The sequence below is a fragment of the Endozoicomonas sp. ALC020 genome (assembly GCF_049275935.1).
Taxonomy (GTDB): domain Bacteria; phylum Pseudomonadota; class Gammaproteobacteria; order Pseudomonadales; family Endozoicomonadaceae; genus Endozoicomonas_A.
Window position 1 is genome coordinate 3,220,883 of the sequence record NZ_CP184830.1, and the last position, 17,412, is coordinate 3,238,294.

The window sequence follows — 17,412 nt, forward strand, 5'->3', positions numbered from 1 at the left end:
TGCCATCTTTTATTGTCTGCTATGCTCAACGCACAAGAAATAATCACAGGGTGTACGCGTGAACCACGATAAAGACACAGATGATTTCTTTAATGCCATCAGTCGCATAGAGGTCAGTGTAAAAAACTCACAGGACGATATTAGGAAGCTGTACCTGCACAGCGCACGGCAGGAAATAGCTATTGAGTCACTTAATGAAAAGATTGACGCTAACCAGCAAGAAGTTCGCCAATACCAGCAAGAAAATCGTGAACGTTTTGACAAGATTGACGTTAACCTGCAAGAAAATCGTGAACGTTTTGACAAGATCGACGCTAACCAGCAAGAAAACCGTGAACGTTTTGACAAGATTGAAGACACTCTGGCTATCATTGTAAACCACCTCCAAAAATAACCACGGCACCTGACAACAGCATCCACGGGACTTCTCCCGTGATGCAAAAGGCTGTCTTTTAGCTGTTGTCAACTTACCAAGCTTGGCGAGGGTTACTGATAATAGAAAGAAAACCGGGGTCAGGTCTTTCATCGTTCACAATGTAACCCAACATCCTTATTATACTTTGTATTGTCCGATGCCAGAATAACACTAATGCTAAGGGCTGATTTTCAAACTCACTCCCAGAGCCTGAAGAATTTTGAACACTGTTTCAAACCTTGGTTTCGCACCTGGTGCCAGGGCTTTGTATAGACTTTCCCGACCAAGGCCTGAGTCATTGGCTATCTTCTGCATCCCTGTTGCCTTGGCGATATCACCAATAGCCGATAAGAGCAAAGCCTGGTCACCCGTTTCAATGACAGCATTCAGGTACTCTGCAATCGTTTCACTGTCGTCAAGATACTCTGATGCATCAAAGGTCTTTAGCTTCCTGCTCATGTCATGCCTCCAGATTTTTTAAAATGGCTTTTGCTTTTTCAATGTCTCTGGACTGGCTGGACTTGTCACCACCATTGAGTAATACGATGATGATATCCTTTTGCCTGGCAAAGTAGATCCTATAGCCTGCCCCCCTAGTGCACCCGAAGCTCTGACACTTTGCCTCCAACTGATTTCCAGTCCCCGATGTGCCCCTGCTCCAGCAATTTCAGAGAGGCCAGGATTCGAGCCTTGCCCGGCTTGTCTTTGAGTTTGTTCAACCACTTCTCGAAGTGGTCAGTGGTCTTGAGCAAGTACATTAAAGAAGTATGTATCCATTTGGATACGTGTTCAAGTTACAAAAACCGGAAAGGAAAACCGGGGCCAGGAAAACCATGTTCAGGTCTTTCATTGTCAATCCTTATTAAAACTGCGCATAACTTCTTCTGCGAACCCGTTAATTTCATCAACATGGTTTTCTATAACAGATTTGAGAATAGCTATGTTCAATTTTTGGTACTCATGAACCGCTATATTCCTGAACCCCACCATTTTTGTCATACTGACTGTGAGTGGGGCTGATACTAGTCCATGATCGTTTAGTAGCTGGAAAGATTCTCTGGCATTCTGGGGGATTCCCAATTTTTTCAGTTTGATAACGTAGTTCGCCATATCCTGGGCAGCCTGGCAGGCTCTCTGAATATTCAGAATTATAGAATCCTGCTGAGTGTAATTTGTCGCCAGTTCAGACTCATGACCTTTGTATTCTTCATTAATACGGGCAATACAGCGCTGAATGATTGAGTATTTGTTAAGAATAATGTCATTCATTACGCAGCCTTCTTTGTAAGTCGTCCAGGATTTCCCGTCTATCGTATTGTAGCTGCTGGTACAACGACATAACCTGGAGTTCGAATAAGTCACAGGTTAGGGTATCTTGCTGCCACAGCCAGATTCCTGTATTGATCACTTCATGCTGTAGTACAGTAGTTGCTGCGCGTAAATCTATCAGGTCAATATTGGTATTCACCTGGCTGGCTAGTGTCTGGGCGTTTTCCCATAGTTCAACCGGGTCAGCCATACCGTCAATCAAAATACCCAAGTCTATGTCACTTTCTTTATTGGCTGTGCCGTTGGCATGGCTCCCAAAGAGCAGTATACCTTGTGACAAGTCACCATAAGCTTGCCTGAGAAATGAGATGATGACTGCCTTGTGCAGTGGTTCCATTGGTTTGATATTAGCTCTATCGGTAATGGTTTAGGCAACGTAACTTTTTTGCCGGGTTTTTCCAAGGAAAAACCGGGGTCTGGGCTTTCATTTGGAGTCTGACCATGATTGAGATGAACCCTTTCGCCTGGGCTCTGGCTATTTTCTTTTCCATTGTCTGTGCACTGGTGATCTGGGTTAAGTACCTGAACCGTAATGATCATAAAAAATAGCTGCTGGTTTCAGGTCTTCCATATCTGCTATGTAACTGTCAGCCGAATAGTGCGTAAACCCATTGATGTCTTTCTTAAGAAACAGCAGGGAAGTCAGTGTAAAAAGCTGATTTTCACTGTTGGTGTTGAATTTCTGGTGATTATCAAAGGCAATTATTGGGCTGCTATTGGCTACGATTTGCGAAGTATCCTCGGCTTATCCAAGGTTTTCAAGGTCACTGTCCAGATCCGCAGGGTCATGGTCAACTACAGGAATGCCTTGTGCACCCAGAATCTGGATAAAATCACCCAGTGGAACCCGGGCTATCCTGGCCCCTTTAGCAAGGGTAACCACGTCATTTCGAAACAAATGAATGGCCAGGTTAATTGCCACTCCCTGTTCCAGTATTTGGTCTGTAAATGGAATGCCCAACAGAGCATTCAGGTCAGGTGTTTCCAACGCTGTTTTCATGACCAGGTTTCATCGCTCATGCTTACATAAAGCTTTACGGAATCTTTGATAAAGGCATCCATAATATTTAGTGCAGCTTTTGCTTTTTTCCCATCGTAGTCGTGAGAAGTTCCGATGCGAGTGTCTGCGTATGTCATCCACTGAGCGACATCAGATGTTAGTAAGCGGTTCTAGGGAAAAATCATGAAACCCCACACCCAGCAAGGACTTCAGACAGGTATTGTGTGTTCATGGCTGCCTTTTTCTGTTTACGCTTTAAGCCTGCTTTAAAGGTTTTGGTATTGTTCAACATATTCACTGCCATATGTCGAAAACCTGTGAGCATTTCAGCGGCATTGCCCCTTCTGATTCGACAATCATCTTCTCGCATTGCAACATCCATTTTCCAATGGAGTTTATTTTCGATCGCCCAATGCTCTCTTGCAGCATGTGAAAATTCTTCTGCTGTTAACTTCGCAGAGGAGATATAATAACGGACACTGATATCATCAGCATTGAACACTTTATCTTCCATTCTTGCAGAGAAAATAATCCCGAGTGTTTTCATTCCTTTCCAATCAAAAGAAAAATTAACGAACTCATCAAAGGTATCACTTACAATGTGAAGGCGTGTTTCCATTCTACCATGGCTTTTCTCTTCGATTCTGAAAGTATCACCATTCCATTGATTCACTTTTTCAACAGAGAAATGTTTCTCAAATGCTTCATAAAGCTTACCCTGGTTGCCTTTTACCGCTAACAAATAATCAGCGCCTTTATCAACGATTTTCTTGGCAATATCCCTCTGACACCCCATGGCGTCTATAGTGATGAGGCAGCCACGGATTTCCAGGAGATCGAGCAATTCAGGTATGGCGGTAATCTCGTTACTTTTATCATTAATTTTAATTTGACCAAGAACCAATTCGTTTGCAGTCGCAAATGCACTCACCATGTGAATTGCACCTTTGTCCTTGCCTTTATCGTAAGAGCCTCTTGCTGTTTTTCCATCAATTGCAATGATCTCACCATTGGTTGTCTGGTGACAGGCTTGCATCCACTCAATAAAGCATTTCTGGAATTGCTTTGGGTTAATAGCAGCAACTACTCTGGAAATTGTATGATGTGAAGGAATACCGTATCCAAATTCACCATACTTTTTTAACCATTGCAGTCTTTCATTGCCGAAGTCTTCAATTTCTTCCCAACCTTCACAACCTGCAATGACAGCACAGATGGTTAAGAGCAGAATATCAGCAAGTTTATGATCTACTTTCCATTGCTGACGTGCGTCATAAATGACAGATAGCCTATTCATTAAATCAAATGCATTCATTTCCAGAACATCCAAATCTTTTTTGTATAAGACAATGGATGTGTATTTTACTCTATAGGTAGAAATCCTTATAGCCATTGAGCCCAGTGGCTTCGGGGGCTTTCATGATTTTTCCCTATAAGCGGTTCTCATTGGCTATCCGAAACAGCGGCTTTGGACTGTTAGGCACATCAGGGAGACCAAGGCCTTCTTTCAGGTAGTGTTTCAGGGCTTTCCATAAGCAGTCGTAGCAGGTTACATACCGCCGGATAACGGATTCAGAAACTGCTTCCTGAATCCATGAAGGTAATGAGGTATCCAGAGTTTGCCAATTTCCGAATTGCGATTCTAGAAGCACAAGTGACTGCTTGAACTTTCCAAAGTCGATCATTTTTTCACCCATGTGCTTTTGGTTACTCTTCATCACCCATTACAGGTGATTTTTTAGCCACTGAGCACAATCGCTACGATCTTGTGTAACTTGCGTATTATTGAGAGCATCATGGTCATCCAGAACATCATGCTCTGCAGACCTTGTCTTCAAAGCCTCTTTTTTCCACTCAGGCCAGTCGGCTGTCAACTTTTTTGTGCTTTTCAGATAACGCAGAAAATTACTCTCTGTTTTCTTTTTCATGGTTTTCTACCTTCAGCTTAAGGTAAGACAAATATAGTTTTACTTTAAGGTGCGTAGAGTAGGAAACCAGGTTCAGCTCAAAAAACTGAGGTTAGGGGATTTTTCAGTTTTATATCGGCTCTGCCTGGCTAAGAACTTCTTCTCTGATCGAGTCTGAAAGTGAGCCGGGGGTCAGGATGTCGACTTTTACACCGGTTAGCTGCTTTAGCTTGTGGCGAATCGCTCCAATATCAAATAGGGTCATGCCCTGATCTGGGTCAATCAGTATGTCCAGGTCACTGGTTTCGGTGTCTGTTCCATTCAGTACAGAGCCAAATACTCTGGCATTGGCCGCTTTATGCTCTTTTATGATGGCCTTGATCTTTACCCGGTATTTTTTTAATGCTGCCGATGGTCTCATGGGATGCCTCAGCCGATAGTCGTTTCTACCTAGTCTTAGTCGGTCACTCAGGTTTTGCGATTGTTCAGCCATTGGCAATGGATGAGCACTCGGGCTAAATTGATTTTTTGTGTAAACCATTGTGTAGCAGTTGATAACATGCCATCAAACCTCGCTATAGACGACGACTTGATTGCTCAGGTCCAACAACTGGGAGGCTACAAAACCAAAAAAGCAGCCGTTAACGAAGCTCTCGCCGAATTTATTCGCCACCGCAAGCAGTTGGAACTACTGGATGATCTCGGCACCATTGATTACGACGCTCAGCCCCTTAAAAAAGAGGCCCGAAGAAAATAATGGTGCTTGTTGATACCTGTGTATGGTCGGCTGCACTGCGTCGACGCAGGACTGAATCCATACCTGAAGAAACAATACTGTTGCAGAGATTAATCCGCCAACACCGGGCTGTGATGATTGGCCCGATATTGCAAGAAGTGTTAACCGGCATTAAATACGATGAGCAATTCACTCGGTTGTGTGAAAAACTGAGTGCGTTTGATCTGCGACTTCACGAATCCACCCCAAATAAATCACGGGTATAAACTTTCTCCGCAACATCTTCCAAATCAGATTCTTTGCGGTTGGCAATAATCACATCACTGACTGCTTTAAAGGCTTCCAAATCGTTGATCACCTCTGAATGAAAGAACTCATCGTCAGTCAGCACCGGCTCATAGACGACCACTTTAACCCCTTTGGCTTTTATCCGTTTCATCACACCTTGAATGGCTGATGCACGAAAGTTATCGGAGCCGGATTTCATCACCAGTCGGTAAACTCCGACCACTTCAGGGTTGCGCCGGAGAATGGAGTCGGCAATAAAATCTTTTCGGGTGGTGTTGGAATCAACAATGGCTCTGATCAGGTTATTGGGCACATCCTGATAATTGGCCAGTAACTGTTTGGTATCTTTTGGCAGGCAATAGCCGCCATAACCAAAACTTGGATTGTTGTAGTGGTTGCCAATCCTTGGGTCCAGCCCAACACCTTCGATGATTTGCCGTGAGTCGATACCGTGGGTTTCACAGTAGGTGTCCAGTTCATTAAAGTAGGAAACCCTCAGTGCCAGAAAAGTATTCGAGAAGAGTTTCACGGCCTCGGCTTCGGTGCTGTTGGTGAAAAGAATGGGAGTATCTCTTTGCTCCGCACCCTGAGCAAACAGCTCTGCTATTTTTTTTGCCCTCTCTGACTGTTCACCAATGATGATTCGGGAGGGGAAGAGGTTGTCGTGCAGTGCCTTACCTTCTCTCAGGAATTCCGGAGAAAAGATGATGTTGTTGCTGCCGGTGTCTTCTTTTAATTGTCGGGTGAAGCCTACCGGTACCGTTGATTTAATGATCATGACGGCATCCGGGTTGATGTCCATCACATCACGAACCACTGTTTCAACACTTTCGGTATTAAAATAATTGGTCTTCGGATCATAATCCGTAGGGGTTGCGATAATGACATAATCAGCCTCAGCAAATGCCTGCTGTTTATCCAGTGTGGCCCGGAAGTGAAGCGTCTCATTGCGAAGGAAACGTTCGATATCGTCATCCTCGATCGGTGAGAGGCGTTCGTTCAGCATACCCACTTTCTCAGGGATAATGTCCAGCGCAATCACTTCATTGTGTTGAGCCAAAAGCATGGCATTGGACAAACCGACATACCCGGTTCCGGCTATTGCAATTTTAGGCATTGGAGTCACTTGTATATTCAGAGCGTCAAAATAGCCGAGACAGATTTGTTATCGTGTATTTTCGCAGCAGCCCGGCCAAACCAGTCAAAAAGTGCTGCGTAATGCGTGAAACGTTAATTTTGCTCAAAGCTTTCAGACGCAGGAGCGGGAACTGGTTAGTTAAACTCAACGGAATTTGAAGAATCTGGCAGCGCTAGACGATTGTTGCAATTATAAAAATCACGCTACCGCCCGTCAGATTTTCGGTTTTTACTGAAACAACCAGCGTTCAATTGCGATGTCCAACCATACGGCTTCGGTAACAGGCATTGCTTACACCGCCAATCACGCTGCCTGTCAAATAAAAAAGAGCACCACTGACAACCAATGATGCAGGTATGAGCAGACAGGGAAAAATTAGAGAGATCTAGCACCCCGATAACAATGGAGATACATTTTACGGCTACAATATTACATTTCAAGTACGACGCATGTTTTGTACTGTGTTCACATGAGTGTATGACCGCATTAAACCCCATAAGTCGTTGTTTTCAGGGAGTTTGTACTACAGCCCTGAATAGTTTTTTGGTAATTTCACTGGCTCAGTAGCGAAAAGCTATGGTTTTTAGTTTTAGACAATATTTTTATATTTAAAGTATCAGAGGTCACGCCGAGCATTAAAAATAACATATTTAATCTGTCGTACATAATCAATATTTCGATTAACTAATATACGACTTTGGTCAATACCTGCCACAGCAATTGGTCTATCATTGGCAGGTATCAGGCTCTCGTTTTTGGCCTCAGCTTGAATTGCTCCCGCGACATAAAACGGTATTTTTCGATTTACCAAGAGCCTAAGGCCATTTTTTAAGCCTTAGCGCTCTTCACGATTTAACAGAGATCAGGAGGCTCCGGAGTAGTAACCAGTTGTGTCGTAATACCGCTGGTTATAGCCGTAAGGATCTTTGGCTTTCGGGTTAATCTTGTTCAGCACCGCTCCAGTAACCGGAGCCCCGGCCTGCAGCAGTCGGCCAACCGCCGCGTTGACGGCATTGGCCTGCATACGGCCGGCTTCCACTACATAGACCAGCCCGTCACAATGGCGGGAGACCATCAATACATCGCTGACGTTCTGCACTGGTGGGCAGTCCAGCACGATGTAGTCGTAATGCTCCCTCAGTTTGGTCAGCAGGCTTGCCAGTCGATCAGAAGCCAGCAGTTCTTGTGGGTTCGGAGGTACCATGCCGCAGGGAATCACATCAATCCCTTCCAGTTTATGCACCGCATCGGACACTTTGGCGGTACCGGCCATTAAGTTGGCCAGCCCGGCAGAACCCCCTTTGATATGGAAGTTTTTACCCACCACCGGGCGACGTAAGTCACAGTCAATCAGGAGGGTTTTGCCCAGCTGCCCAAGAGCCAGCGCCAGGTTGGAGGCCACCGATGATTTACCCTCACCGGGTACTGTTGATGTGACACCAAACAGTCGGTGTTTCTCATCCATTGCGGTCAGGTTGACACTGGTCCGGATGGTGCGCACCGCCTCCCCGAATGAAGCTTGTTTTTTGTCGGTAAACAGGTTGAACACACGGTCCAACTGGGCTTTATCGGTGAGTTTTGGCAATACCCCCATTACCGGCAGGTTTAGCTTATCTTCTACGTCCCGCGTCGTGCGAATAGTGTTGTTCAGCATTTCCAGCAGGAAGGCGATACCGCAGGAGATCAACAAACCCATCAATGCGGCCACGGCAATAATCAGCTTTTTCTTCGGTTTGATCGGCGAGTTCGGTACAAAGGCTTGATCCACTATTCGGGCATTGGCGGTTTGCAGGTCGCTGGTAGCGGAGGTTTCCTGAATCCGTGTGAAGAAGGCGTCGTACAGGTCTTTATTGGTCTGTACTTCACGCTCCAGAGCTCGCAGGCGGAATTCTTTGCGGTTGGTCGCCTGAATGCGTTTTTTCAGCGCTTCTACCGCCGCAGTCAGGCTGCGTTCATTGGCCTTGTCGATTTCGTATTCTCGCTCTACCCCTTCGACGATGGTGCGAATCTGGAGATTAAGGTTGTCCTGAATACTTTTCAGTTCAGACCTTGCCGAAATCATATCAGGATGTTTTGGGCCGTAACGGCGGGACAGATCCGTTACCTGTCGTTGAACTTTTGATTTCTCCTGCTTGAGATTTTGAATCAGCGGGTGTCTAAGCACCGCCTGCAGGGATGCATTGTCGCCTTTGCGCGTATCACCGGTAGAGATCTGTCTATAGATGTTCTCAGATACCGCCAGCTTGCGGCGCACTTCCACCAGGGCATTGGTTAGCGCCTTGAGTTCGTCGCTGGAAGCGTTCAGGACTCCTTCCAGCTCAATCAGGTTCTCCTGTTCACGGTAGTCCTGTAACTCCTGTTCTGCCACTCTTAGCTTTTCGGAAAGTTCACCCATTCTGCCCTGCATCCAGTCAGTGGCGTTCAGGGTCAGGGCCAACTTTGATTCCATGTAGGCTTCGATATAGGCGTTGGCAATGGCGTTGGCGATTTTTGCCGCCAGTTGCGGGGTTTCGGATTGGGCATGGATTTTTACAATCTGGGTTTTTCGCACGGGCTCAATGGAGACACTGGCTGACAGTGCATTGATGGTATCGCGCATGATCATGTCCGGATCTTCCGGTGCTTCCGGCTGTTTCAGGCCGAACCAGTTGCGCCAGTCCAGCATGCCTGCATACCAGGGGGCTTCTTTCAGTCGACCGTTAAACTCCGGGTTGTTCAGCAAATCAAGCTTGTTGACTACCTTTTCCAGTACGCCACGGGATTTCAGCACCTCAAACTGGGTGTTGAGGTAGCTGTCGGTTCCACCATCAATGCCGTAGACCTCTTCAATGGACAGGACTTTGGCCTGCTCCTGCTCGATTTGCAGGGTAGCGGTGGCCTGGTAGATGGGTGTCATGGAGAACACCACAAATATCGCCACCAGGGTGACCGCAGCGGTAAAACCGACAATCGCCCAGCGGTGACTGTTGAGCACATGGAAAATCTGGCGAAGGTCGATAATCTCTTCGTCCCGGGGCAGTCTTGTTTTTGCAGGGGCTTCGGGTGGCGATGATGCCTTTCGGGTTTCTGTGTTCATATCGGGTACATATTTTTTGCCATGAAGTCACTGAGGAGATTTTTTTTAAAAGAAAAACCTCGTGCCTTCGTGGTTACTGAAAAAGAGTCTGGTTAACTGCCGGTTTTCTGAGATGTTGCACGAGAATAGTCTTCTATTTTTCGGACTCTATTCTCGTTCAAGCTCCTAGAAGAAGCTTTCGCTGACAACGATAATATCACCGGGCAGAACCGAACCATTAAGCGACAGTTCCTTTTCTTTCTCACTGCCATTTTCATCGCGTGTGACGATAATGCCTTTTTTGGAAGCCCGCTGAGTAAAACCACCCGCCAGAGCGATAGCTTTTTCCAGGGTCAGCCCCGGTTCAAAGGGAAACCCTCCCGGTTCCTTGACTTCACCGGTGACAAAAAACTTGCGGTATTTCACCATGGAGACGCTGACCCGAGGGTCAATGAAGTAGCCGTCTTTCAGTTTTTCCGTTATCAGCCTTTGTAGCTGACCCAGGGTGAGACCTTTGGCGCGAAACTCCCCAAGGAACGGATAGGAAATACTGCCCGCATCCGTCAGGATTATTTCTTTCTCCATCCCTTCTTCACCGTAAACGGAGATCATGATTTCATCCCCTGCACCCAGTTTGTAGCGAGAGAGGCTCATGGGGTTGGCAGCCAGCAGGCCACTACTGAAGACCATGATTGATAGTAAAACGACTAAAGTCGTCAGCTGCCGCAGTGGGTTGGTTAGGTATTGTCTGGAAATCATTGCTTGTACCCTATTGAAATCTCCTGAAAAGGCTGAGGTTTATTTGAGGCGATAGATTGAAAAAAGTCCTGAATAAAAAAGCAAACATAATAACATAACATGCTAAACGCTTCCCGCCTTCTGAAAAATAGGGGCTTTCACAGGTTGGCTGACCAAAACCCAGATAAAGCTGCAGAAATGTTCGGCAAATAACAAGACGTTCTTCCTGCTAGCAAAATACCCCACTTGCTCAACCTGTTTACTGGGAGTTACCTGAAAACAGGTTGAGCATCATTTTCTTATTTGCATGTGTTAATGAATCGGTTCTAAAAATAGATCAACCCGTGAAAGAACCGAAAAAAAGACGGGCTGATGCTAGCACGGGCAACTGAAAGTGAGCAGCGGTAGTGCTTTAAAGAGCTAAAGTACCTGTGAGCATATAGTAGCTCCGCTTGTAATCTTCAGCACCGGTAAAGCCGTTTTTGTCGGTTTCATCGCGGCTGACATGCTGCCAGGAGGCAGAGAGTAGAATGTTATGTTTGATGTTCCAGTCTACCGCCAGACCCAGCTGGTTTACCTTGCGCTCTTTCTCGGTGATGCCGGTGCCGTCTTGAATCGATTCGTCGGAATAACTGTAGCTGGCTCGGGTGTTGATTTTTCCGGTCCACTGGTGCTCCCAGGTGAGTCGGGTTGTGGTGCCTTTGGTAAAGTCCGCACTGGCCGGGTCATCCGATTCCAGACCGTAGTCCCGGGTGGTGCTCAGCTGAATCAGAGAGCGGTCTACCGGTAGATAGCTTACACCCAATTCCCAGCCAGTATAATCCTGGCGTTCTATGCCAGTGGCACTCCGGTAACGGCGACCCAGTTTGGCATAACCACTGCTTTTGGCGGTGGCATCCCAGCTGAGACCTACGAGATAGCTGGTGATATCGTAAGCAGCATTCTGTTCCTCGGTGTAGTCCAGCTTGCGCTCCTTGATTTCTATCAGGGCACTGGTCTTGGGCATGAACTGGTAATAGCCGGTGGCACCATATTCAGTAGTCTTTTTGTCTTCGCCACCCGCTCTGTAATTCTGTTTGTTGTAGCTGCCAAACAGGTCGGCACGCATTATCGCCTCCTGGGCGCCAAAGCCGTATTTCAGGCTGCCCTGGGTGCGATTGTATTCCGGTGCGGACTTATCAGTGACATCATTAACAGTAGAGCCAGCATCGTGATAGCGGCCAAGGTCAAATCCGGCATCCAGCCTGTGGCGGCTGGTAAATTCCTGGTGGATATCTCCCTTAACACCAACGTCGGTATAACTGGCGTCGGACTGACTGGAAAAATTGGTGTTACGGGCTGCCAGGGTTGCCGCGTAGGTGTTGAGACCGGTTTGGGCTCGGAACTGCGCTTCGGCATTCAACTTGTAAACTGTAGAGCCTTTATCCGCCAGTTCGCCTTCACCTTTACGGTAAACGTTGTCGTCGTAGCCGATACCGGCACTGACTACCGGTACCATTTCCACAGGACCCAGATTGATATGGCCTGCATCCTCAACGGCAGCCATCGCATTCGTGCCATACATAGCCAGCAGACTTGCTGTGCTGAGCTGCTTTATTCCCTTCATGCTAACTGTCTCTACCTTAAACTGGAACGGCTGGTGTAATATAAACGACGTACATCTGGATAAGCCCGTATATTAATGTCTATTACTGCTAATTAACAGGCACTGTTTAAGAGGCTCTGTTTAAAAGACACTTTAAGACTTTTGCCAGTTTGTATTGGTTGAGGTCTGCCAATATAATTTCTCGCAGTCCCTGCCTATACATGGATGCGACAGTTGCTGTATAAAAGGTGCATGTCCAGGGAACCGTAACCGGAACGACGATGAAACCAAAACTCATATTTGCATCCACTGCGCTGATGATGGTGGCCCTCTCGGGTAGTGTCCGGGCCGACCTCGCGCAAGATCTGACGACCATGCCCGTCGAGCAGGCACTGGCCAAGGCCATGGAAAATGATGACCAATCCATTGAAGCGCTAATTTCAGGGGCTACCGCAAAGTTGCAGGATCAGCCAGACTTGCTGGCTTCACTGGTGGTGGCTGCGGTTGCTGAATTTCCGGATCAGATGAAGCCGATTGTCTATATTCCAGCTTGTCAGGTTTCTGAACAGAACAAAGAATCGATGGTCGCTGCGTTGATGACCGCCTCAGCAGGCAATGCTGCTTTGCAGGGCGCGATTGGTCAGGCCGCCGCAAACTGTGAGCAGGCACTGGCGGAAACTGAGGGCACAACAGAAGAAGCGGAACAGACGGAAATTGAAGCGGAACAAACAGAAGTGGCTGTTGACACCACGGTGCCGCCACCACCTCCACCTAACACAGGTGCAGGTGACAGGCCGCCGGAGATCAGTCCGAACTGAAGCTTTCTGCTCCCGGGGCCTCCGGGAGCAACCTTTTCTTCTCTGCTTAGCTGAACCTGCTGTGTGATTCTGAAAAGTTTAACCTTTCACCCCCGATGCATAACCCGCTGCTTTTCAATATTCCACTCGCGCTCTTTGGTGGCGGCTCGCTTGTCGAACTCTTTCTTGCCTCGGGCGAGGGCTACCTGACATTTGACCAGGTGGCCTTTCCAGTAGAGCTTGGTAGCGATACAGGTATGACCTTTCTGTTGAGTTTCCGAGAACAGCTTGGCTAGCTCTCTTCTGTGCAACAGCAGCTTACGGTCGCGCAGAGGATCTGCCACCACATGGGTGGATGCCGTATCCAATGGAGTGATCTGGGCACCAATCAACCAGGCTTCGCCATCTTTGAGCAGAACGTAGCTGTCTACAAGCTGTACTTTGCCCATGCGAAGGCTTTTGACTTCCCAGCCTGCCAGTGACAGTCCCGCTTCAAATGACTCATCTATATGGTAGTCATGACGGGCCTTTTTGTTGACGACAATGGAGGAGTCGCCTTTGCCGCTTTTTTTCGATCTTTTAGCCATGCGCGGATTATAACGTGGATAGAGTATAAAACCAGTCGTTGCTTATGACTGTTACTTATTCAAGTTCCTGACGATTTTTCGTATTTGTCCGGAATTTACATTGTTTAGGTTAAATATTCTGGGCTGTAAATTATTTTGGAGGATATTTCTTTTTTTGTGGTGATTGTAGGAAAAAGTGGTTGAGGTGAGAAATTAAACCGATACAATGCTCAGCGTCGCCCTCATGCTCCAGTGAAAGCTTTATGGTAGCTGCTTTATCCGGTGTTGAGTGGGCTGTTATTTGTGCCCCTGGCTGTAAGTAATGACTCTACTCTCTTCTGCAAGCTGGTTGTCGTTTGAGTTCCTTTTCCTGACTGTCTGATTCAAGACTGAATAGCCCGGGCGGCTTGCAATTGAATGCAGTGTTGTTTGAATTATCCTTGCAACACTCTGCATGAAGGTTTCACTCGATAAGAATTTTGCTGTATATCATTGAGGAGTCTCATGTCAGGACAAAACCCGACAACCTCGCGCAAAACCTGGAACAACCGTTGGACATTTATGCTGGCTGCGGCCGGCTCTGCCATTGGCCTGGGGAATATCTGGAAATTCCCATACATTGCCGGTCAGTACGGCGGTGGCGCCTTTGTTCTGGTTTATCTGCTGTGTATCGCTCTGGTAGGTATTCCTTTGCTGATGGCTGAAACGGCCATTGGTCGTTCAACCCGCCTGAGCCCCCTGAATGCCATGCGTAAACTGACCAGCGACGCAGGTGTCTTTCGTGGCTGGGAAGTGATTGGCTGGATGGGGATGGTCACCGGCTTCATCATTCTGACCTTCTACAGCGTAGTAGCCGGCTGGGCGCTGTCATACGCCTGGGATCTGTTGACAGGTGTCTTCAATGGTATGTCAGCTGATCAGATTGGCGGTGAGTTTGAAGCTCTGACGGCCTCGGCGCCAAGACAGATTCTGTGGCACACCCTGTTTATGGTTATCACTGTTCTGATAACCGCTCGTGGTGTTCATAAAGGTCTGGAAAAAGGTCTTCAGGTTATGATGCCAACGCTGTTCGTCCTGTTGTTTGCCATGTTGGGCTACAGTATTCTGGCCACCGGTGAATTTATGCGTGGTTTCCACTTCATGTTCGATGTGGATTTCAGCAAGATTACCGGCGAAGCGGTTGCGGCGGCAATGGGTCAGGCCTTCTTTACCCTGAGTCTGGGTATGTGTGCCCTGATGGCGTACGGTGCCTACATGCCTGCTAATAACTCTATTCCGCGTACAGCTCTGAATGTTGCATTCCTGGATACCCTCATGGCCATCATATCTGGTCTGATCGTATTCCCGATTGTTTACGCTCATGGTCTTGAGCCTTCTGCCGGCCCCGGCCTGCTGTTTGTTTCCCTGACCTCTGCCTTCGCTAATATCACTGGCGGATCGATTCTGGGCTTCATATTCTTCACGCTGGTAGGTATTGCTGCCCTGAGTTCAGCCATCTCCCTGATTGAGCCTTCTCTGTCCTGGGTGACTGAGCGCTTCGCTATCAATCGTGTACTGGCGACCTGGTTGATTGGCGGTGCTATCTGGCTGGTTGGTCTGGGCTCTGTGTTCTCCTTTAACATCTGGGCCGACGTCAAGTTCTTCGACAAGACTATCTTTGACCTGGCGGGTTACATGACCGACGTTTTCCTGTTGCCTCTCGGTGGTGCTTTGACAGCGATCTTTGCTGGCTGGATTATTAAGCGTTCTGTTATGTCTAACGAACTGGCTATGAGCGTTGGTCTGTTCAATGTATGGCGCGTTGCCGTTCGTATCATTGTGCCCGTAGCGGTAGCTCTGATTCTGTACACAGCGCTGAAATGATTTGAAGCCTTTTTAAATCATAATCGACGCAGAGCGTAGCTATGGGGCTACGCTCCTCCCACACCTTCCGATGCTCAGTTACACTGTCCTTCCTGCAGAGTCCTGAAAGCAAAAACTTTGACAATATGGTATGCTCGCGGGCCCTTGTTTTGTAAATTTGCAGTGTGTCATGCCAAGAGTTTCCCGTTCAGCCCTGATCATGCAGCCAGTAGAAAAAATGTATCCGCTGGTGGCTGATGTTGAAGGTTATCCTGAGTTTCTACCCTGGTGTTCAGGGGCCAGAATACTGAAGCAGGAAGGGGAAGTGCTGGAAGCCGCTCTTGAACTGTCAAAAGGGAGTCTGGGTTATGAGTTTTCCACAAGGAACCGAATGGTGGAAAATCGATCTATTGAAATGTCATTGCTGAAGGGGCCTTTTTCAAAGCTGAATGGGCTCTGGACATTCAAACCGTTGGGCAATGAAGGCTGCAAGGTATCTCTGGAGCTGGATTTCGAAATATCCAACCCGGTGCTCAGAGCTACAGTCGGTGCAGTGTTCAATAAGGCAATGAATAAAATGGTTGACGCCTTCTGTCAAAGAGCGGAGCAGCTTTATGGCTGAAAACAATAACCGGTCGGAGCCGGGGGAAGATTCCAGAGTAAGCGTTGAAGTGGCTTACGCCAAGCCGGATGATTACCGAATCCTGACTGTAGATGTTAAAGAAGGTACTTCAGTACTTGATGCTGCCAGACAATCCGGGATGAAGTCGATTTTTTCTGAGATTGATTGGGACTCTGTTAAACTGGGTATCTTTGGCAAAGCGGTTATCAGACCTGCCGATCAGGCAGTGAAAGAAGGTGACCGGATAGAAATTTATCGACCATTGATAGCTGATCCGAAAGAAGTGCGCAAGAAGCGTGCGGAGACAGCGAAGCTCAAGAAAGAGGCAGCTGCATCCTGAGGGTGAGCTGCTCTTCCAGTCAACAAAGCTGTCTTAAGGTGTTTTACCAGCACCGGGACGAAAGTCTCCTTCAATAGAGGTAAGTTTGTCGTCCTTGAAGAAGATAGTCAGGGTTTGCTGGGTGCGCTGTTCGCCGCCAGGCTGAAGACTGGAAATATAATCCCAGCGGTCCCGGTTGAAGGCGTCTTCCATAAGAGGGGTGCCCATAACATACTGGACCTGGTTACGGGTCATTCCCGGACGAAGTTGATCGACCATTTCCTGGGTAATGACATTACCCTGCTGGATGTCGACCTTGTAAACACCGGGGAAGCTGATGAGTTTGGAGCCACTGTCTGTTGAACTGGCACACCCAGCCAGAAGAGCAGCGGCACTGAGAACAACGGTGGTCAGGGCTGGACGTTTTTGCATCGGTTTCAGACTTCCACTATCTTCTTCGAAAATGAATGTTCGGTTTAAAAGTGTGATAATAGCAGGGATTACCTGCTAAATGCTAAAGGTTAGGGAAACGTGTTGGAAAATCAAGAGTTGCGCAAAGCGGGTCTGAAGGTCACGCTGCCTCGTGTCAAAATCCTTCAGATTCTTGAAAGCTCTCAGGGCCTTCATATGAGTGCGGAGGATGTCTACAAGGCACTCCTCGGAGCAGAAGAAGATGTCGGTCTGGCTACCGTCTACCGGGTGCTGACCCAGTTTGAAGGGGCCGGTCTGGTGATCAGGCACAACTTTGACAGCGGGCACTCGGTGTTCGAGCTGGCCAGAGGTGAGCATCACGATCATATGGTCTGTATGGAAAGCGGTGAGATCATCGAGTTTATCGATGAAGATATTGAGCGTCGTCAAAAAGAGATTGCTGATAAGCACGGCTACGAGATTGTTGACCACAACCTGGTGCTGTACGTAAAGCCAAAACAAAAGTCCTGATTTATTCTGGAACACGTTTTCTTGGAAAGCCGGTCACAGTGGATCGGCTTTTTTTGTGAGTTGCGTTTCTTTCATTCAGCTGAATACCCTACAAGATTGATGTGTCAGCCGTCATGGCAGCAGTATCTTTTGA

General features: G+C 47.5%; 22 protein-coding genes and 1 pseudogene. 7 read left to right on the forward strand and 16 right to left on the reverse strand.

Going from position 1 to position 17,412, the window contains the following annotated elements:
• Window positions 1-58: 58 nt before the first annotated feature.
• Complete coding sequence (locus ACOJUO_RS12025) at window positions 59-394, forward strand: hypothetical protein (protein WP_422139903.1); 336 nt, start codon at window positions 59-61, stop codon at window positions 392-394.
• 198 nt (window positions 395-592) lie between these two features.
• Here ACOJUO_RS12025 and ACOJUO_RS12030 read toward each other — a convergent pair whose 3' ends face one another.
• The 10 genes and pseudogenes from ACOJUO_RS12030 to ACOJUO_RS12075 form a co-directional block, all read right to left on the reverse strand.
• Window positions 593-874, reverse strand: a complete 282-nt coding sequence (locus ACOJUO_RS12030; protein ID WP_422136928.1) for an addiction module antidote protein — start codon at window positions 872-874, stop codon at window positions 593-595.
• A gap of 134 nt (window positions 875-1,008) precedes the next feature.
• A complete protein-coding gene (locus tag ACOJUO_RS12035) occupies window positions 1,009-1,173 on the reverse strand; it encodes a hypothetical protein (protein ID WP_422139904.1) in 165 nt (54 codons plus the stop codon).
• 94 nt (window positions 1,174-1,267) lie between these two features.
• Window positions 1,268-1,684, reverse strand: coding sequence for a type VII toxin-antitoxin system HepT family RNase toxin (gene hepT, locus ACOJUO_RS12040; protein WP_422136929.1), 417 nt, complete (start codon window positions 1,682-1,684; stop codon window positions 1,268-1,270).
• Window positions 1,677-2,081 (reverse strand): type VII toxin-antitoxin system MntA family adenylyltransferase antitoxin, encoded by a 405-nt coding sequence (gene mntA / locus ACOJUO_RS12045; protein ID WP_422136930.1) that lies wholly within the window; start codon window positions 2,079-2,081, stop codon window positions 1,677-1,679. Before mntA ends, hepT begins: the two co-directional genes overlap by 8 nt.
• Window positions 2,082-2,489: 408 nt before the next feature.
• The gene (locus tag ACOJUO_RS12050; protein WP_422136931.1) at window positions 2,490-2,744 is read right to left on the reverse strand and encodes a UPF0175 family protein; all 255 of its coding nucleotides are present in this window, start codon (window positions 2,742-2,744) and stop codon (window positions 2,490-2,492) included.
• Window positions 2,741-2,893: pseudogene (locus ACOJUO_RS12055) on the reverse strand (hypothetical protein); the annotation flags it as partial. The pseudogene ACOJUO_RS12055 and the gene ACOJUO_RS12050, both read right to left, overlap by 4 nt.
• Window positions 2,894-2,925: 32 nt before the next feature.
• Window positions 2,926-4,059, reverse strand: coding sequence for an ISAs1 family transposase (locus tag ACOJUO_RS12060; RefSeq protein ID WP_422138217.1), 1,134 nt, complete (start codon window positions 4,057-4,059; stop codon window positions 2,926-2,928).
• Between the two features lie 115 nt (window positions 4,060-4,174).
• Window positions 4,175-4,429 carry a hypothetical protein gene (locus tag ACOJUO_RS12065; protein ID WP_422139905.1) on the reverse strand — a complete coding sequence of 85 codons (255 nt, stop codon included), beginning with the start codon at window positions 4,427-4,429 and terminating at the stop codon, window positions 4,175-4,177.
• A gap of 39 nt (window positions 4,430-4,468) precedes the next feature.
• Window positions 4,469-4,672, reverse strand: coding sequence for a hypothetical protein (locus ACOJUO_RS12070; protein ID WP_422136933.1), 204 nt, complete (start codon window positions 4,670-4,672; stop codon window positions 4,469-4,471).
• A 109-nt stretch (window positions 4,673-4,781) separates the two neighbouring features.
• A complete protein-coding gene (locus tag ACOJUO_RS12075) occupies window positions 4,782-5,072 on the reverse strand; it encodes a nucleotidyltransferase family protein (protein WP_422139906.1) in 291 nt (96 codons plus the stop codon).
• A gap of 138 nt (window positions 5,073-5,210) precedes the next feature.
• On the opposite strand from ACOJUO_RS12075, the gene ACOJUO_RS12080 reads away from it, so the two are divergent.
• Window positions 5,211-5,408, forward strand: coding sequence for a type II toxin-antitoxin system VapB family antitoxin (locus ACOJUO_RS12080; RefSeq protein ID WP_422136935.1), 198 nt, complete (start codon window positions 5,211-5,213; stop codon window positions 5,406-5,408).
• Window positions 5,409-5,619: 211 nt separating this feature from the next.
• Here the strand turns inward: ACOJUO_RS12080 and ACOJUO_RS12085 are convergent, their stop codons facing one another.
• The 4 genes from ACOJUO_RS12085 to ACOJUO_RS12100 all read right to left on the reverse strand — a co-directional run bounded on the left by ACOJUO_RS12085 (window position 5,620) and on the right by ACOJUO_RS12100 (window position 12,212).
• Window positions 5,620-6,792 (reverse strand): nucleotide sugar dehydrogenase, encoded by a 1,173-nt coding sequence (locus ACOJUO_RS12085; protein ID WP_422139907.1) that lies wholly within the window; start codon window positions 6,790-6,792, stop codon window positions 5,620-5,622.
• An 883-nt stretch (window positions 6,793-7,675) separates the two neighbouring features.
• A complete protein-coding gene (locus tag ACOJUO_RS12090) occupies window positions 7,676-9,889 on the reverse strand; it encodes a GumC family protein (protein WP_422139908.1) in 2,214 nt (737 codons plus the stop codon).
• A gap of 165 nt (window positions 9,890-10,054) precedes the next feature.
• Window positions 10,055-10,627: a polysaccharide biosynthesis/export family protein gene (locus tag ACOJUO_RS12095; RefSeq protein ID WP_422136939.1), complete on the reverse strand. Its 573-nt coding sequence runs from the start codon at window positions 10,625-10,627 to the stop codon at window positions 10,055-10,057.
• Between the two features lie 391 nt (window positions 10,628-11,018).
• Window positions 11,019-12,212: a hypothetical protein gene (locus ACOJUO_RS12100; RefSeq protein WP_422136941.1), complete on the reverse strand. Its 1,194-nt coding sequence runs from the start codon at window positions 12,210-12,212 to the stop codon at window positions 11,019-11,021.
• Window positions 12,213-12,472: 260 nt separating this feature from the next.
• Here ACOJUO_RS12100 and ACOJUO_RS12105 point away from each other — a divergent pair, with 260 nt between their 5' ends.
• Complete coding sequence (locus ACOJUO_RS12105; protein WP_422139909.1) at window positions 12,473-13,009, forward strand: hypothetical protein; 537 nt, start codon at window positions 12,473-12,475, stop codon at window positions 13,007-13,009.
• A gap of 86 nt (window positions 13,010-13,095) precedes the next feature.
• On the opposite strand, the gene smpB is transcribed toward ACOJUO_RS12105, so the two are convergent.
• A complete protein-coding gene (gene smpB / locus ACOJUO_RS12110) occupies window positions 13,096-13,575 on the reverse strand; it encodes an SsrA-binding protein SmpB (protein ID WP_252177135.1) in 480 nt (159 codons plus the stop codon).
• Between the two features lie 483 nt (window positions 13,576-14,058).
• On the opposite strand from smpB, the gene ACOJUO_RS12115 reads away from it, so the two are divergent.
• From ACOJUO_RS12115 to ACOJUO_RS12125, 3 genes are all read left to right on the forward strand, one after another.
• A complete protein-coding gene (locus tag ACOJUO_RS12115) occupies window positions 14,059-15,417 on the forward strand; it encodes a sodium-dependent transporter (protein WP_422139910.1) in 1,359 nt (452 codons plus the stop codon).
• A 169-nt stretch (window positions 15,418-15,586) separates the two neighbouring features.
• Window positions 15,587-16,018, forward strand: a complete 432-nt coding sequence (locus tag ACOJUO_RS12120) for a type II toxin-antitoxin system RatA family toxin (RefSeq protein ID WP_422136945.1) — start codon at window positions 15,587-15,589, stop codon at window positions 16,016-16,018.
• Entirely contained in the window at window positions 16,011-16,358 is a 348-nt protein-coding gene (locus tag ACOJUO_RS12125) for an RnfH family protein (protein ID WP_422136946.1), read from the forward strand. Before ACOJUO_RS12120 ends, ACOJUO_RS12125 begins: the two co-directional genes overlap by 8 nt.
• 33 nt (window positions 16,359-16,391) lie before the next feature.
• On the opposite strand, the gene ACOJUO_RS12130 is transcribed toward ACOJUO_RS12125, so the two are convergent.
• The gene (locus ACOJUO_RS12130) at window positions 16,392-16,769 is read right to left on the reverse strand and encodes an outer membrane protein assembly factor BamE (protein ID WP_317143396.1); all 378 of its coding nucleotides are present in this window, start codon (window positions 16,767-16,769) and stop codon (window positions 16,392-16,394) included.
• A gap of 102 nt (window positions 16,770-16,871) precedes the next feature.
• On the opposite strand from ACOJUO_RS12130, the gene fur reads away from it, so the two are divergent.
• Window positions 16,872-17,279, forward strand: a complete 408-nt coding sequence (gene fur, locus ACOJUO_RS12135; RefSeq protein WP_422137071.1) for a ferric iron uptake transcriptional regulator — start codon at window positions 16,872-16,874, stop codon at window positions 17,277-17,279.
• Window positions 17,280-17,412: the final 133 nt, after the last annotated feature.

Coding starts and splice junctions, on each gene's coding strand:
- ACOJUO_RS12030 (WP_422136928.1), bottom strand. CDS start 874: ATGAGCAGGAAGCTAAAGACCTTTGATGCATCAGAGTATCTTGACGAC.
- ACOJUO_RS12035 (WP_422139904.1), bottom strand. CDS start 1,173: ATGTACTTGCTCAAGACCACTGACCACTTCGAGAAGTGGTTGAACAAA.
- hepT (WP_422136929.1), bottom strand. CDS start 1,684: ATGAATGACATTATTCTTAACAAATACTCAATCATTCAGCGCTGTATT.
- mntA (WP_422136930.1), bottom strand. CDS start 2,081: ATGGAACCACTGCACAAGGCAGTCATCATCTCATTTCTCAGGCAAGCT.
- ACOJUO_RS12050 (WP_422136931.1), bottom strand. CDS start 2,744: ATGAAAACAGCGTTGGAAACACCTGACCTGAATGCTCTGTTGGGCATT.
- ACOJUO_RS12060 (WP_422138217.1), bottom strand. CDS start 4,059: ATGAATGCATTTGATTTAATGAATAGGCTATCTGTCATTTATGACGCA.
- ACOJUO_RS12065 (WP_422139905.1), bottom strand. CDS start 4,429: ATGATCGACTTTGGAAAGTTCAAGCAGTCACTTGTGCTTCTAGAATCG.
- ACOJUO_RS12070 (WP_422136933.1), bottom strand. CDS start 4,672: ATGAAAAAGAAAACAGAGAGTAATTTTCTGCGTTATCTGAAAAGCACA.
- ACOJUO_RS12075 (WP_422139906.1), bottom strand. CDS start 5,072: ATGAGACCATCGGCAGCATTAAAAAAATACCGGGTAAAGATCAAGGCC.
- ACOJUO_RS12080 (WP_422136935.1), top strand. CDS start 5,211: ATGCCATCAAACCTCGCTATAGACGACGACTTGATTGCTCAGGTCCAA.
- ACOJUO_RS12085 (WP_422139907.1), bottom strand. CDS start 6,792: ATGCCTAAAATTGCAATAGCCGGAACCGGGTATGTCGGTTTGTCCAAT.
- ACOJUO_RS12090 (WP_422139908.1), bottom strand. CDS start 9,889: ATGAACACAGAAACCCGAAAGGCATCATCGCCACCCGAAGCCCCTGCA.
- ACOJUO_RS12095 (WP_422136939.1), bottom strand. CDS start 10,627: ATGATTTCCAGACAATACCTAACCAACCCACTGCGGCAGCTGACGACT.
- ACOJUO_RS12100 (WP_422136941.1), bottom strand. CDS start 12,212: ATGAAGGGAATAAAGCAGCTCAGCACAGCAAGTCTGCTGGCTATGTAT.
- ACOJUO_RS12105 (WP_422139909.1), top strand. CDS start 12,473: ATGAAACCAAAACTCATATTTGCATCCACTGCGCTGATGATGGTGGCC.
- smpB (WP_252177135.1), bottom strand. CDS start 13,575: ATGGCTAAAAGATCGAAAAAAAGCGGCAAAGGCGACTCCTCCATTGTC.
- ACOJUO_RS12115 (WP_422139910.1), top strand. CDS start 14,059: ATGTCAGGACAAAACCCGACAACCTCGCGCAAAACCTGGAACAACCGT.
- ACOJUO_RS12120 (WP_422136945.1), top strand. CDS start 15,587: ATGCCAAGAGTTTCCCGTTCAGCCCTGATCATGCAGCCAGTAGAAAAA.
- ACOJUO_RS12125 (WP_422136946.1), top strand. CDS start 16,011: ATGGCTGAAAACAATAACCGGTCGGAGCCGGGGGAAGATTCCAGAGTA.
- ACOJUO_RS12130 (WP_317143396.1), bottom strand. CDS start 16,769: ATGCAAAAACGTCCAGCCCTGACCACCGTTGTTCTCAGTGCCGCTGCT.